The sequence below is a fragment of the Kribbella sp. NPDC048915 genome (genome assembly GCF_040649595.1).
Classification (GTDB): Bacteria; Actinomycetota; Actinomycetes; order Propionibacteriales; family Kribbellaceae; genus Kribbella.
The window spans coordinates 1-14458 of the sequence record NZ_JBEZFT010000073.1; the positions used below are offsets into that span (position 1 = coordinate 1).

Consider the following 14458-nt stretch of genomic DNA (forward strand, 5'->3'; position numbering starts at 1 on the left):
CCGGGGGAGAAGTACGAGCTCGGGGCCCGCCTGCGGGTGTACGACGTCGGCGTGGTTCCTGACCCGTGTGAAGGGTGCGGAACCCACAACACCGTGGGTGAACCCACCGTGCGGCGGAAACCTGGAAACCCCTACGGCCACACACCGCACCACGCCACGGCACCACGCCGCACCGTGGCACCACGCCACGGCACCACGCCGCACCGTGGCACCACGCCACGGCACCACGCCGCACCGTGGCACCACGCCGCACCGTGGCGTCATGCCGCGCCGTCACCGCGTGCCGAACACCGACGACTAGACCACCGCTGACTGGATCACCGCCGGCTGTTCCGTGGCACGGCGTACGAGTGGACAACCCGGCATGGGGGTCTTCGCTGATGTACGAGCGAAGAACCCCCAACTGGGGTTATCCGGGTCCGCTTACTGATGTGTGGGTTGGCTTCTGCCCGAGGGAAGGTGGTCGCGGGCCGACGGGGTGCGGGATGGCCAGGGCGATGAGAGCGCGCGGGGTGATGGTGGCGCGGGGTGATGGTGGCGCGCGGGTGATCGGGGCGTGGGGGTGTTGGAGCCGCATGAATGGAGGCTTTTCCCCCGTATGCGGGGCAAAAGCCTCCAGTGTCGTGCGGAAAACTCTCCTAGGAGAGTTTTCGCGGGTCAGCAGTGCCAGCGGTGCAAGGTTGGTGAGAACCCGGCGAACTGCGGCGGCCGGGGTGGCCGGGAGGCCGGTTTGGTAGCTCGGCGCGGGTGGAGGGCGACCGCGTGCTGCCTGGGGTCTCCTGGGCGACCGCGGCCGTCGTGGGCGCTCGTGCGGGCCAACACGGTGGGCAACCGCAGTCCTCAAAAGACCCGGTTTTCCACTGACTGCTCACGGTGTCCAGCGATACGCGCCGGGAAGCAGGTCGGTGGCGAGCACCGATCCCGGCCCGTCCGGCGTCGGCAGGATGACCCGGATCTCCGGGTGGTAGTCGACGAGCACCTGGCGATCCCGTCCGCACGGACCGACGATGCCGCGGCCTTCGTTGCCGACGGCCACGATCGTGGTGAGTTCGCGCGCACCGTCGGCGCGGGCCCGGCCGAGCGCGACCAGTTCCGCGCACGGGCCGCCGGTGAAGTGGTACAGGTTGATCCCGGCGTACATCCGGCCGTCGATCCCGCGGACCGCGGCGCCCATCGTGTAGACGCCGTCGGGTCCGTCGGTGTTTGCGTCGACCGTCCGGCGGGCGAGCTCGATCAGCTCGCGGTCGTCGTCGGTCAACGGTCGCAGGTCGAGCGTCATCCGGCGATCCGCTTCAGTTCCGCTTCGACCACGGACTTCACGGTCTTGATTTCGGCGGCCGGGTCGGCGCCGCTGCGGATGATCCGGTTCAGCGCGTCGGAGTACGCCGTACCGGACTTCGGCGACCACAGGATCGGCGTCTGCGCGTGACCGTTCTCGTTCGCCAGCTTGGCCGCCTCCGCCGCGGGACCGGACTTCAGCTTCTCGGCCTTGTCCACCAGGCTCTTGCGGGCCGGGATGTGGAAGCCGTACGACTGCGCGAAGTCGAGCTGGTCCTCGGTCCGGTCGACCCACAGCCACTTGACGTACTTCTTCGCGGCGTCGACGTTCTTCGACTTCGCGTTCACGCACGAGCCGTACGCGCCGACCGGGACGCTCGGCGCGCCGGTGGTGGCGTTCAGCTTCGGCCAGGGGAGTACGCCGTAGTCGCCGGGCAGCGCCTTCTCGATCGCGGGCAGCGTCCACAGGCCGGTGAACTGCATCGCGGTCAGGCCTTGGGTGAACGCGGACGGGTCGGACCAGTCGGTCGGTGCTCCGAGCAACAACACCTTCGCGGTCCAGAACTCGCGCAGCTTGCGCAGCGACTCGACCGCGGCCGGGTCGTCGAAGCCGAACTGGTTGTCCTCGGTCAGGTAGTCGAGCCCGGCCGACCAGAGCGCCGGCCCGCCGAGGATGCCGACGCCGCCGTCGTTGCCGACGAACAGACCCTTCACCTTGTCGGTGGTCAGCTTCTTCGCCGCAGCGAGCAGTTCGTCGACGGTCTGCGGCGGCTGTACGCCGGCCGCGCTGAGCAAGCTCTTGCGGTACACGAGCAACTGCATGTCGACGACCTGCGGGATGCCGTACAGCTTGCCCTGGTACGTCATCCGCTCGATCAGCGCCGGGTTGAAATCGGCCTTCGCGTCGCCCAGCAGGTCGGTCAGCTCGACGACCTGGTTGGCCTTGATCATGTCGATCGTCGGGCCGTTGCCGTACTCGAAGACGTCCGGTCCTTGATCGGTCAGCAGCGCGGTCGACGCCTTCTTGTCGTAGTCACCCGGCGACCACTGGATCGTGACGGTTGCGTCCGGGTACGCCTTCGCGTAGCGCTCGACGGCCTGCTGCGTCCCGGCCTCGCCGTACTGGTGGTACCACTGCTGCAGCGTCGGCTTGTCGCCGGACCCACCGTCCGACCCGCCGTCCGAGCCACCGGACGGCCGCCCGGAGTTCGATCCGCATCCAGCCACCGCCATCGCCGCCAGGCCGGCCCCGAACCCGAGTACCCGCCGCCGACTGATCGTCATGTCCTCTACCTCCGTCCGGCGCGGTCCCACAGCCCGCGCACCACCCACCGACCCTACGACCGTCCGGGGTTGGTGCGCCGGGTTTCTTGCCGGTCGAGAACGAGATCGCCTACGATTCCTGGCATGTACCGCTCCTGTGACTAGCGATGGGTTCCCACACCTGTGTGTTGTTCGAGCCCATTCCGCTGATTCCTCCTCAGGAACGTTCTCTTGTCCGGCACCACTCGTGCCGGGAGCTACCGTGCTGTGCTGCTGCTGCCGTTCGCGCTGCGCACCTTCGTGCCCGCGCTGCTCGGCCGGCTGTCGTACGGTCTGCTCCCGTTGTCCCTGTTGTTCACCGTCCAGGCATCGACTGGTTCGTTCACCACGGCCGGCGCCGCGCTCGCCGTCTTCGGTGCGGCCTCGTTGTCGATGCCGTTCAAGGCGAGGCTGGTCGACCGCTTCAGCCAGCGCCGGGTGCTGCCACCGCTAGCGGGCGGCGCCGCGAGCGGGTTGGCCGTCCTCGCCACGATCGGTACGGCGGCCTCCGTCGTCCTGTTGCTCGCGGGGCTGACCGGTCTGCTCGCACCGCCGTTGGGGCCGTCAATGCGGTCGAACTGGCGGCTCCTCACCGAAGGCTCCGCGCTCAAGGAACGGGCGTACGCGCTGGACGCCGTCTCCGAGGAGTGTCTGTTCCTCGGCGGACCGCTGATCGCGGGAACGCTGATCGGCCTGGTGTCCGCACCGGCGGCGCTCCTCACGTCGGCCGCCGTGATGCTCGTCGGCACGCTGGCGATGGTGACCAGCCCGGTCACGACGCGGACCGCATCCGCACCTACCGGAGTGCGGCGGCGCGATCCGTGGGGGCCGTTGGTGATTCCTGCTCTGCGGCGGGTGCTGTTCGTGGTGACGGGCGTGGCGTCCGGGGTCAGCGCGGCGTATGTGTGCGTCGCCGGGGTCGCGCAGCAAGCCGGTCACCCCGGTTCGGCCGGGTACGTCGAGGCGGCGATCGCGCTCGGCAGCGTGGCAGGCGGTCTGGTGTGGGCCCGCCGTACCCACACCAGGTCCTGGACCGTGCAGTTGGCCGGGTTGATCGCCGTACTCGCCCTGGGGCTGGTCACAGCGTCGCTGGTGAGCGGCCTGGTCCTGCTCGGGGTGGTGCTCGCAGTCGCGGGCGCTGCCGTGAGTCCGATGTTCGTCGTCGCGTATCTGGCGGCCGACGAGGTCACGCCGCCGCACCAGCGGACCGAGGCCAGTACCTGGATCAACACCGCGAACAACCTCGGTGCCGCGGCGGGGTCCGCGCTCGCGGGCATCGTGATCGACCAGGCTGCGCCGTCCTGGGGATTCCTGAGCGGCGGCGTACTGCTCGCCGTGCTCGCGGCGACCCTGGCCGGGTCAGGCGTCCGACAGTCGCGCGATCGTGGCTGAGGCGCGGCGGACGATCGGGACCGGGCCTTCCGGCAGGACGTCGCCGACGAAGGTGTAGTGCTTCAGCACGTCGGGGTCGACCTCGCCCGGGCGGTGCCGGCTGTGGTCGCGGACCCAGTCGATGATGTCGCCCCAGCCCGGCGCGGCGAGCGAACCGCCGAAGTGCTGGACCGACAGGCCCGCGCACAAGTTGCTGAACGCCAGGCGATGGGCGAGCGGCCAGCCGCGCAGCGTCCCGAGCACGAGCGACGCCAGGAACACGTCACCCGCGCCGGTCGGGTCGTACGACCGCACCGGCAGCGCCGGCACCTGCTCCTCCTCGCCGGTCGTCGAGTCGATCGCGAGGACGCCGTCCGCGCCGTTCGTGACGACCGCGAGCGGTACCCGGTCGGCGAGCTTGTGCAGCGCCGCCTTCGGCGTGTCGGTCCGGGTGTAGGCCATCGCCTCGGCCGCGTTCGGCGTGAACGCGTGGAAGCCCTCGAGCACGTCGAGGACCGCGGGCGACCACTCGTCGGTGGGGTCCCAGCCGACGTCGCCGAACAGCAGCGCGCCGGACTGCCGGGCGTCGACGATCCAGCTCGGCAGTTCGTCGGCGACCGGCACGATCGCCGAGCGCGTGTTCAGACCTGGGCCGACCAGTTTGCTCGGGTCACCCGGCGCCTCGTGCGCGTGCGTCACCATCGCCCGGTCCCGGTCGATCGACATCGACACCGTGACCGGCGAATGCCAGTGGCCGATCCGGCGCGAGTGCGACAGGTCGACGCCCTCCTGGTCCGCGAGCGTCCGCCAGCAGAAGTCGGCGTACGCGTCGTCACCGAACACCGAGGCCAGACCGGTCCGCAGACCGAGCCGGGCGGCCGCGATCGCGAAGTTCGCGACGCCGCCCGGGCACGAGCCCATGCCCTCGGCGAAGATCTCGGTGCCGGTGGTCGGGGCGGACTCCAGACCGGTCATCACGATGTCGAGGAACACGGTTCCCTGGACGAACACGTCGTAGCGGTCCTGCTCGTCGGTCACGGTGACACCGCCCCTTGTCATGCTGGTTCGCCGGATTGTCGGTGGTGGGTGGAATGCTCCTTCGTAGCATCATCGGCCGGTCATCACCACGACATTCGGCCGGACATTTGCTGGTGGGATTGTCGTCACTTCCTGGATTGCGGAGGACCTGATGTGCAGTGAGGGGTGTTCGTGATCCCTACCTGGATCTCGATCGTCGGTGTGGTGATGACGGTCCTCAGCCCGCTGCTGGCGCTCGGCGGTGTCGCCCTGGGGTCGTACCTGGCGCGCAAGTCCGATCGCGAGCTCGACACCTGGCGGCACCGCGAGGAGACGATGCGGATGGTCCGGTGGGCCGTCGAGCAGATCCTCGAAGGTGACGAGGCCGGTACAGATGCCGGTGTCGTCACGCTGCGTTCACTGATGAGGTCGGAGCTGTTACAACCGGAGGACTACGACCTGGTCGCCGCGCTGACCCTCGCCGTCACGATCGACCGCGTCGGCCAGGCCGCGTACGCTGATATCGAGGAAACCGATGTCGAGGTCGTCGAGGGAGACAGTGACCATGGCTGAGAAGAAAACCGTGAAGGTCTCCCGCCAAGCCGTCGAACTGGCCCGCCTGCACGTCGAAGCCGCCCGCCGCGCCGGCCGCAAACCCGACGCCGGCGTGGCCCGCATCGCCGACGCCCGCCCCGACCCAGGTAACGGCACCCCCACCCCCGCGCCCGCCTGATCCCCACGGGCGCTGATCCCCACGGGCACTGTCGCCGAAACGTAGATTTCGGCGGCCGACCGCCGCCATTCCTGACGACTCGGCGCCCGTACGCCGTCGTACATCCGCGCCGCAGTACCTTCGCGGCGTCGTGCCTTCGCCTGGTCGCGTTGCAAGGGCATGCCGCGCGAATTGTCGCCGAGTCGTGGATATCGGCGGCCGACGACTGCCATCCTTCACGACTCGGCGAACCGGGGCGGTGCCCTTTTTCACGACTCGGCGCCCGTACGCCGTCGTACATCCGCGCCGCCGTACCTTCGCGGCGAGGCCCGTGGCCGCGGGTGGTCGCCGGATCGTGGATTCCGGCGTGCGGTGGGGATGGGGCATGGGGGTAGTTGTGGGCGTGGATCTGTGGAGGGTTTTGCTCCGTATGGCGGGCAACATCCTCCACTGTCGTGCGGAAAACCCTCCTAGCTAGGAGAGTATTCGGACTCATTGGCGCAGGGTCGGTGTGAAGCGGCGAACTGCGGCGGCCGCGAGGCGAGGGTGGTGGCGCCCGGCGCGACCTAGGTGACCCGGGACCTGGGACCCAGGTGACCTGGGTGACCGGGTGGTCGTCGGCGGGGGACGAGGTGGTGCGGCCGGGCTGGGTCATGGGCACCCAACACGATTGGTTAACCCCCAACGCGTACGGATAACCCCTGGCGTTGGGGTGACGCGGCCGAGCCCCGCCGGGCCCGGCCGAGCCCGCCGAGCCCGGCCGCCCGGCCGCTCGGCCGGGGCTCGGCTGGCGGGCGACCGGGTATCGGACGGGGTTGTACGGTGCGGCGGGGGTGGTCGGCGGCACGCCGGGGAGCGCCTAGACTGATCGCCGGCCGCTCCGGTGGCGTACGGTGCACCTCGTGGTTACCGTCGCGTCGCTCCCTGATCCCGACCACGGCCGGATGAACCCGTGATCCGCTTCGAGAATGTGTCCAAGACGTACGAGGGCCAGTCCAGGGCCGCTCTGCTGAACGTCAACGTCGATATCGAGAAAGGCGAGTTCGTCTTCCTGGTCGGTACCTCCGGGTCCGGCAAGTCGACGTTCCTTCGCCTCGTGCTGCGCGAGCAGCGGACCACCAAGGGACACATCATGGTGGCCGGCAAGGACCTGAACCGGCTCGCGAGCTGGCGGATCCCGCAGATGCGCCGCCAGATCGGCACCGTGTTCCAGGACTTCCGGCTGCTGCCCAACAAGACCGTCGCGGAGAACGTCGCGTTCGCGCTGCAGGTGATCGGCAAGCCGCGCTCGCACATCCGCAAGACGGTCCCCGAGGTTCTCGAGCTGGTCGGGCTGGACGGCAAGGAGGACCGGCTGCCGGACGAACTGTCCGGCGGTGAGCAGCAGCGGGTCGCGATCGCCCGCGCGTTCGTGAACCGGCCGATGATCCTGATCGCCGACGAGCCGACCGGAAACCTCGACCCCGGTACGTCGGTGGGCATCATGAAGCTGCTCGACCGGATCAACCGGACCGGGACGACCGTCGTGATGGCAACCCACGACGTGTCGATCGTCGACCAGATGCGCAAGCGCGTGATCGAGTTGCAGAACGGCCATGTCGTCCGCGACGAGTCGCGCGGCGTCTACGGCTACCAGCACTGATCGCCGAGCACAGGGACTGACTGAAAGATGCGCCTGAACTACATCCTCTCCGACCTCGGCATCGGCCTGAAGCGGAACCTGTCGATGACCATCGCGGTCGTCGTCACGATCTGGGTCTCGCTGGCGTTGTTCGGCAGCGCCTTGCTGGCCAACTCGCAGGTCGGCCTGATGAAGGGCAACTGGTACGACAAGATCCAGATCTCGGTGTTCCTCTGCACCAAGGACTCCGGCGGCCGCGGCTGCTCCGGGGCCGAGGTGACGCAGGAGCAGAAGAACCGGATCCAGCAGGTCATCCAGTCGAACCCGGACACCGCGCCGGACGGCGTGTTCACCGAGACGAAGAAGGAAGCGTTCGAGTCCTTCAAGAAGCTGTACAAGGACTCGCCGATCGTCAGCACGGTCACCGAGGACCAGATGCAGGAGTCCTTCCGGGTCAAGCTGAAGGATCCGCAGCGCTACCAGAACCTGGTCAGCGCGGTCGCCGGTCTGCCCGGTGTCGACACCGTCCAGGACCTTCGTCAGTACCTCGATCCACTCTTCAAGGCTCTGAACGGCTTGCAAGTCGGCGCGCTGTTCGCGGCCGGTCTGCTGCTCGCGGCGGCCTTGATGCAGATCTTCAACACGATCCGGTTGGCGGCGTACGCCCGGAGACGGGAGATCGGCATCATGCGCCTGGTCGGCGCCTCGAACTTCTATATTCAACTACCGTTCTTGCTGGAGGCGGTGCTGGCCGCCTTGGTGGGCGCGGTGCTTGCCTGCGGCACCTTGTGGCTCGGGGTGTACCTGATCGTCATGCAGCGGGCCCAGGAGACGTTCCGCGTCTGGCAGTGGGTCGGTACGACGGAAACCTTCCGCGCGATGCTCTACATGGTGCTGGTCGGCGTGGTCCTGGCCGTGATCCCGACATTCCTGACGACGCGGAAATACCTCAAAGTCTGACCCGGGTGACCTATCGTCAGTATCAGGAGTCACACGAGTAACTCCTGCACCGCACGAAAACTTCATCCAGAGCAAGGGGTCGACCTGTGGTCCCGCACTTCCCCGGTGCGAACCCGCGCAAGCGGGGGAGCATCCAGCGAGACGACAGCACCGGCACCTCCGCAGCGCCGTACCCGCGATCACGCACGCGACCGCCGGGCCGGCCGACGGTGGTCGCCGCCTGCTGCCTTGTCCTGTCCCTGTCCGCCGGCGTCCTGGCCGCGGTGCCGTCCGCTCCCGACGCGGCCGCGCGTCCGCCGGACCCAGCCGCCCAGAAGAAGCAACTCGACTCGCAGATCAACCAGTCCAAGGCTGATCTCGCCGAGGCGTCCGACCAGCTCGGCAAGTCCGTGGTCGCCTACAACCAGGCGGCCGCGAAGTACCAGGTCGTCCAGAACCGGTACGCCGTCGCGCAGGGGAAACTCGCTGCCGCGAAGGCCGCCGACGCGGTCGCCGCGGGCAAGCTCGCAGCGGCCGAGGCGATGCTCCGGACAGCGATCGCGGACGTCGAGGCGGGCGAGAAGCTGATCGCGGAGAAGCGGGCCGTCGCGGGTCGCGCCGTACGATCGGCGTACCAGCAGCAGAACAGCCTGGTCGGGCTGACGATTGCGCTGCGCGGTGCCGCGCCGGCCGATATCGCCACCGGGCTGCAGGTGCAGCGCAACGTGTTCGGCATCCAGTCCAACGCGATCACGAACCTGAACAACGCGCAGGCGCAGCTGGCCAGCAAGCGGGTCAAGGTCGCGGCCGCGGAGCGGGAGGCGAAGTCGGCTCGCGCCGCGTCGGCCGCCACGGTGAAGAAGGTCACGGAGTTGACCAAGCAGGTCGCGGCGGATCGTGCCGAGGCCGCGGCGGTCGCGCAGGTCAAGCTGACCGCGTACAAGGCCGCCGAGAAGGAGAAGAACACCGAGCTGGCGCAGTACAACGCGCTGCTGCGGGAGCGGAATCGCGTCGAGCAGCTCCTGATCGCGCGGGCGAAGGCGGAGAAGGCTGCTGCGGCAGCAGCCGCAGCGCGGCGCAAGGCCGCGGCCGAGAAGGCCGAGCGGGAGCGGGCCCGCAAGGAGAAGCGCAAGCCGCGCAAGATCCCGGACCCGCCGCCCTCGTCGGACGGTGGCCGGCTGAGCTACCCGGTGAGCAGCTACATCACCTCGCCGTACGGCATGCGGTTCCACCCGGTCCTGCACTACTGGAAGCTGCACGACGGCACCGACTTCCGGGCGCCCTGCGGTACGCCGATCCGGGCTGCGGCATCCGGCAAGGTGACCGACAAGTACTACAACGGCGGTTACGGAAACCGGATCTTCATCTCACACGGCGTGATCGGTGGTCACTCGGTCACGACCGTCTACAACCATCTGTCGAAGTACAAGGTCCGCGTCGGCGAGCGGGTCAGCAAGGGCGAGATCATCGGGTACGCCGGAACCACCGGCTACTCCACCGGCTGCCACCTGCATTTCATGGTCTACCAGGACGGCCGCGTGGTTAACCCGATGAAGTGGCTGTAGTCCATCAGCGATAATGGCCGGATGGTGAAACAGACCGGCCGGGAGAAGCCGATCGCGCAGAACCGCAAGGCGCGACACGACTACCACATCGAGGACGTGGTGGAGGCCGGGCTGGTGCTGACCGGGACCGAGGTGAAGTCCCTGCGGCAGGGCCGGGCCTCCCTCGTCGACGCGTTCGCCGCCGTCCGCGGGAACGAGTTGTGGCTGCAGGGCATGCACATTCCGGAGTACAAGCACGGCACGTGGACCAACCACGAGCCGCGCCGTTCCCGCAAGCTGCTGCTGCACAAGGACGAGGTGCAGAAGCTGATCCGCGCGGTCGAGCAGCAGGGCGTGTCGCTGATCCCGCTGTCGCTGTACTTCAAGGACGGGTACGCGAAGGTCGAACTCGCCACCGGCCGCGGTAAGAAGGATTACGACAAGCGGCACGCGCTGGCGGAGCGGCAGGCGAGCCGCGAGGCGCAGCGTGCGCTCGCGGACCGGCGCCGGCGGTAGCCGGAGGTGCCGCGATGGCTGGAGGCCTGGGGTGGTCTCCAGACGGGGTTCGCGCTGTTCATCGGCGGGCTGGTGGTTGTCGGGTGGCTGACAGCGCGGATCGGTGGGCCGTGGGTCGATCGGGGCAAGGCCAAGCTCTCCCGTGACCAGGCGGGCGCCGAACGGTACGGCTGGCATTCCAGCACCGATGCCGACGGGCAGTTGCAGGCTGCGGGTACCTCGATCTTCTCCTCGGACGGCCACGTGCGAGGCGTCCTGGCCGGCGAGTACGGCGGCCGGCCGGTCCGGATGGCCGAGTTCGTCTACATCACGCGCGGCAAGTACCTGCGGACCACCTGGGTCAACCACCTGATCGCGATCGAGCTGCCGGTCCGGCTGCCCGGCCTGGTGGTGATGGCCGACGGGGTCACGAGAAACCTCGGCGCGCTCGCGGCCGACCTGGTCATGGAGCCTGTCGAGGGGGAGAGTGAGGCCTTCAACCGTCGCTTCCGGGCGGTCGGAGCGGATGCGCGGTACGGCTCGGCGGTGCTGCATCCGCGGATGATGCAGTGGCTGCTCGACCATCCGGTCAACCTGCGGATCTCGGGCAACCTCGTGCTGGTGTACGACGACGAACCCTGGACGGTGGCGCGGACGCTGGCGGCCCTGCCGGTGCTGAGCGGCGTCGTGGACCTGATTCCGCCGTTCGTCCTCGCCGATTACGGGCAACCGGTGCGCTGAGCTGGGCGTTCCGGGTCGGGTCAGGGGTCGGTGGGGGCTGAACCCGATGGGGTGAACGGGCCCGGGCGCGCACAGTTGAACCATGTCCACTTCAGAGCTGCTGGTGACGACGGCGCAGCGGGACCGGGCCGTCGAGATCCTGAAAGAGATGTACACCGACGGGCGCCTCGACCACATGGAGTTCGACCTCCGGCTCGAGAAGGCGCTGAAGTCGCGGACCCGCGCCGAGCTGAACAGCACCTTCGACGGGCTGGTGTCGCGCCCGGTGCCGACGTACGCGCCGGTCGCCTTCACCCGGCCAGCCCCGCCGCAGGTCCACCGCGGCGACGGGCGGGGGATGGGCACGGTCGCGCACTGGCTCGGGTACCCGACGTTCTTCGTCGGCCCGGCGATCGTCGCGGCGACCTCCGGCCAGAAGAATCCCGCCGTACGCCGGCACGCCGTCGAGGCACTGAACTTCCAGCTGACCGCGTTCGGGGCGTTCGCGCTGCTCGGGATCGCGACCGGTTTCACCGACGGCTTCCTGTCGTTCCTGTTCCCGGTGCTCGGGATCTTGTGGTTCCTGCTCACCGGGATCGGTGGGCTGGCGACCGCGGCGACCGGCAATTTCCGGTATCCGTTCACGCTGCGGATGATCAAGTAGGCCGGCCGCGGCCCCGCGGGGAATGTCAGGTGCGAGCAGTCTGTTGGACTTGGTAGTGTGGACCTTCCACCGAGCGGTACGGGTGGGAGTTTGACAACTCAACAGGGGGTGAACGGTTTCGACTTTGGACGTACGTTCCAAGGGAAGCGGGCCGAGGATCCAGGGTTATCTCGTTAACGATCTCTGGAAACCAATAACTGCCAACGCTAAGCGCAGTAGCTTCGCTCTCGCCGCCTGACGGCCTGAGCACTTAAAGAAGCGGTCAGCCCGGGGATGCTCCCGCCCCGGTTCCTGGCCTCAGCTAGGGAGCTTGCTGTGTCAGCCCGGTCACGGGGTTGCCACGGGACATTAACAGTGACTGAGCCTGTCAGCGAGATGCCTGTACAAACGCTGGGGCTGAGAAAAGCGACATCCAGGCTGCGCCCGGAGAAGCCTTGGTTCGACGCCGAAGGACGCGGGTTCGATTCCCGCCACCTCCACATGCCGGATTCGATACCCCTCATACGAGGGTGTGTCGGTCCGCGACAATGAGGCCTCCCTGCCTAGTGCCATTCGCAGGGAGGCCTCGCTGTATCTGCCCGCCCCGGGATCTACTGCTCGCTCGCGAGGACCCGCACAGCACTGGCAACTTGCTCGCTGGACGGCAAGGACTCCGGACTGAGCAGCGCTTGCAGTGACAGGCCGACGATGAGTGAGTGAACTACGGCCCCCAGGCCTTGGGCGGTTGCGCTGTCGATCTCTTCGGGCTGACGACCGAGAACCATCGCGGCCAGGTTTCGGCGAGCTCCCTCGGTGGCGGTGGTGAGCAGTTGGCGGATGTCGTCGGCGAACGCAGCTTGGGCATAGGCCTGCACGCTCGCGATGAGTATTTCCCGTTGGCCTGACATCGCCGCAATGAGCTCGTCGACGCAGACCTGGAGTCGCTCGGCCGGGCTCGCGTCGCCCGCGGCGAGCACAGCCGCGTCGATCGCGGCGCCCCATTCCCCCTGGGCCTCCAATACTGCCGCGCTCATCAAGCCGTCCTTGGACCCGTAGTGATACCCGATCGACGCCAGATGGGCACCGGACGCCATCGCGATATCCCGCGCAGTAGTCCGGTGATACCCCTTCTCGACGAGACATTTCCTCGCCCCGACCAGCAGGTCCTCGCGTTGGCCCATGCGTCACAACTTACCACTTGAACGTACGTACGTATTGCCACCCAATCTGTACGTACGTACGATCACGGCCATGCGAACTGACCACACCCGGGCAAACTGGCGCACCTGGTGCGGTCTCCTCGTGCTGCTCTGCCCGGCGCTGTTGATCTCAATGGATGCCTCGATGCTGTTCGTCGCCGGCCCGGCCATCGCCGAGGCACTTCACCCCACCTCAGACCAGTGGCTGTGGGCGATGGACATCTACAGCTTCGTGATGGCTGGCCTGCTGATGACCATGGGAAGCCTTGGTGATCGCATCGGCCGCAAACGGGTTCTGCTCATCGGGGCAGCCGTCTTCGGCGGCGTCTCAGTCGCAGTGGCCTATGCCCCCACTCCCGAACTGCTCATCCTCGCTCGCGCACTGATGGCGATCGGTGGTGCCACCCTGGCGCCATCGACCCTGTCCCTGATCCGCGGAATGTTCGAGGACGAGCGTCAGCGCCGTACTGCCGTGGGAGCGTGGACTGTCGCCTTTACCGGCGGCGCCGTGGCAGGTCCCATCCTTGGTGGGGTACTGCTGAACCACTTCTGGTGGGGAGCAGTGTTCCTTGTCAATGTTCCAGTCATGCTCGTACTCCTCGTCGCGGCTCCATTCCTCATCGCCGAGCGGAGGAACCCAACACGGGCGCGCTTCGACCTCTTGGGCGCCACCTCTTCCCTCGTCGCGATCCTGAGCCTCGTCTTCGCCGCGACCCACGTCGCACGCGACGGCATGACGGTCACCGCGTCCGCCGCTGCCGCAGCGGGCATCGTGGCCGCGGCGGTGTTCGTCATACGGCAGGAGCGCGCATCGCACCCCCTGATCGACCTCACCCTGTTCCGCATCCCGGCCTACTCCGCCGCAGTCGCCACCAACACAGTCGTTGCCTTGGTGACGTCGGGACTGGGCGTGCTCGCGTTCCCGTTCATGCAGGACGTACACGGACTCACGCCTCTGCAGTCTGCTCTGTGGGCGTTGCCGACATTGGCCGGGTCCTTCGCCGGTACTGCGGCCGCCGCCGTCCTCACCGCCCGGCTCTCGTCGACCGCTCTCCTGACCACCGGACTACTGTCTGCCACGAGCGGGCTAACCGTCATCACCACGCTCGACCCGCAGACACGACTGTGGGTCTTCCTCGCCGGATACACCATCCTCACCTTCGGCGTCGGACTCACCGCCACGATCGCTAACTCCCTTGTGCTCAGCAGCGCCCCGTCTGAACACGCCGGAGCTGCATCCGGAATCTCCGAGACCACCACGATGCTCGGCGCTGCAGTCGGAATCGCGACTCTCGGCACCATCGCCAACACCATCTACCGCACCACAATGACCGGCTCGGCACCCGCCGGCACTGGACCCGACGCCCTCGAAACCATCGCCGGTGCAAGAGCGGCGGCACGGCATACTGCTGACCGCATCGCCGCCGAACTCCTCGATGCAGCATCCACTGCCTACACTCACGGACTCACCATGGCCACCCTCGTCGGCGCAATATTCACCGCATTGCTGGCCATAACACTGATCGCCGCCGCACTTCGAAGAACACCCCCGAGGTGCCATCCCACAGGCACGGAACTGGAGGACACCGTAGATAACGCTCAGCCGTAGCTGACACC

At 67.9% G+C, this 14458-nt stretch carries 14 protein-coding genes and 1 other RNA gene; 11 read left to right on the forward strand and 4 right to left on the reverse strand.

The features are described 5' to 3' along the window. Nucleotides 1-868 precede the first annotated feature (868 nt). Both AB0B82_RS27845 and AB0B82_RS27850 read right to left on the reverse strand, forming a co-directional pair. On the reverse strand, nucleotides 869-1279 hold the full coding sequence (locus tag AB0B82_RS27845) for a cytidine deaminase (RefSeq protein ID WP_360174722.1): 411 nt from the start codon (nucleotides 1277-1279) through the stop codon (nucleotides 869-871). Further along, nucleotides 1276-2562, reverse strand: coding sequence for a sugar ABC transporter substrate-binding protein (locus AB0B82_RS27850; RefSeq protein ID WP_360174725.1), 1287 nt, complete (start codon nucleotides 2560-2562; stop codon nucleotides 1276-1278). Before AB0B82_RS27850 ends, AB0B82_RS27845 begins: the two co-directional genes overlap by 4 nt. A 210-nt stretch (nucleotides 2563-2772) precedes the next feature. Between AB0B82_RS27850 and AB0B82_RS27855 the strand changes: the two genes are divergently transcribed. Continuing rightward, nucleotides 2773-3972, forward strand: coding sequence for an MFS transporter (locus tag AB0B82_RS27855; RefSeq protein WP_360174728.1), 1200 nt, complete (start codon nucleotides 2773-2775; stop codon nucleotides 3970-3972). On the opposite strand, the gene AB0B82_RS27860 is transcribed toward AB0B82_RS27855, so the two are convergent. Next, complete coding sequence (locus tag AB0B82_RS27860) at nucleotides 3940-4989, reverse strand: PfkB family carbohydrate kinase (RefSeq protein WP_360174731.1); 1050 nt, start codon at nucleotides 4987-4989, stop codon at nucleotides 3940-3942. The two genes, AB0B82_RS27855 and AB0B82_RS27860, sit on opposite strands and share 33 nt — an antisense overlap. Nucleotides 4990-5160: 171 nt before the next feature. Between AB0B82_RS27860 and AB0B82_RS27865 the strand changes: the two genes are divergently transcribed. The 9 genes from AB0B82_RS27865 (at nucleotide 5161) to ssrA (ending at nucleotide 12145) form a co-directional block, all read left to right on the forward strand. Further along, nucleotides 5161-5541, forward strand: a complete 381-nt coding sequence (locus AB0B82_RS27865) for a hypothetical protein (protein ID WP_360174734.1) — start codon at nucleotides 5161-5163, stop codon at nucleotides 5539-5541. Continuing rightward, complete coding sequence (locus AB0B82_RS27870; RefSeq protein WP_360174737.1) at nucleotides 5534-5701, forward strand: hypothetical protein; 168 nt, start codon at nucleotides 5534-5536, stop codon at nucleotides 5699-5701. The genes AB0B82_RS27865 and AB0B82_RS27870 overlap by 8 nt, the downstream gene beginning before the upstream one ends. A gap of 931 nt (nucleotides 5702-6632) precedes the next feature. Further along, the gene (gene ftsE, locus AB0B82_RS27875) at nucleotides 6633-7322 is read left to right on the forward strand and encodes a cell division ATP-binding protein FtsE (RefSeq protein ID WP_355473018.1); all 690 of its coding nucleotides are present in this window, start codon (nucleotides 6633-6635) and stop codon (nucleotides 7320-7322) included. 27 nt (nucleotides 7323-7349) lie between these two features. Beyond that, nucleotides 7350-8261 carry a permease-like cell division protein FtsX gene (ftsX, locus tag AB0B82_RS27880; RefSeq protein ID WP_360174740.1) on the forward strand — a complete coding sequence of 304 codons (912 nt, stop codon included), beginning with the start codon at nucleotides 7350-7352 and terminating at the stop codon, nucleotides 8259-8261. Between the two features lie 86 nt (nucleotides 8262-8347). Further along, nucleotides 8348-9805, forward strand: coding sequence for a M23 family metallopeptidase (locus AB0B82_RS27885; RefSeq protein WP_360174743.1), 1458 nt, complete (start codon nucleotides 8348-8350; stop codon nucleotides 9803-9805). A 21-nt stretch (nucleotides 9806-9826) separates the two neighbouring features. Then, the gene (gene smpB, locus AB0B82_RS27890) at nucleotides 9827-10300 is read left to right on the forward strand and encodes an SsrA-binding protein SmpB (protein WP_360174746.1); all 474 of its coding nucleotides are present in this window, start codon (nucleotides 9827-9829) and stop codon (nucleotides 10298-10300) included. Between the two features lie 6 nt (nucleotides 10301-10306). Next, entirely contained in the window at nucleotides 10307-11020 is a 714-nt protein-coding gene (locus tag AB0B82_RS27895) for a hypothetical protein (protein WP_360174749.1), read from the forward strand. An 82-nt stretch (nucleotides 11021-11102) separates the two neighbouring features. Continuing rightward, on the forward strand, nucleotides 11103-11663 hold the full coding sequence (locus AB0B82_RS27900; RefSeq protein WP_360174751.1) for a DUF1707 and DUF4870 domain-containing protein: 561 nt from the start codon (nucleotides 11103-11105) through the stop codon (nucleotides 11661-11663). A gap of 104 nt (nucleotides 11664-11767) precedes the next feature. Then, nucleotides 11768-12145: a transfer-messenger RNA gene (ssrA, locus tag AB0B82_RS27905) on the forward strand. Between the two features lie 108 nt (nucleotides 12146-12253). On the opposite strand, the gene AB0B82_RS27910 is transcribed toward ssrA, so the two are convergent. Beyond that, nucleotides 12254-12823 (reverse strand): TetR/AcrR family transcriptional regulator, encoded by a 570-nt coding sequence (locus AB0B82_RS27910; protein WP_360174754.1) that lies wholly within the window; start codon nucleotides 12821-12823, stop codon nucleotides 12254-12256. Between the two features lie 70 nt (nucleotides 12824-12893). On the opposite strand from AB0B82_RS27910, the gene AB0B82_RS27915 reads away from it, so the two are divergent. Then, nucleotides 12894-14450, forward strand: a complete 1557-nt coding sequence (locus tag AB0B82_RS27915) for an MFS transporter (RefSeq protein ID WP_360174757.1) — start codon at nucleotides 12894-12896, stop codon at nucleotides 14448-14450. The last annotated feature ends 8 nt before the right edge of the window (nucleotides 14451-14458 follow it).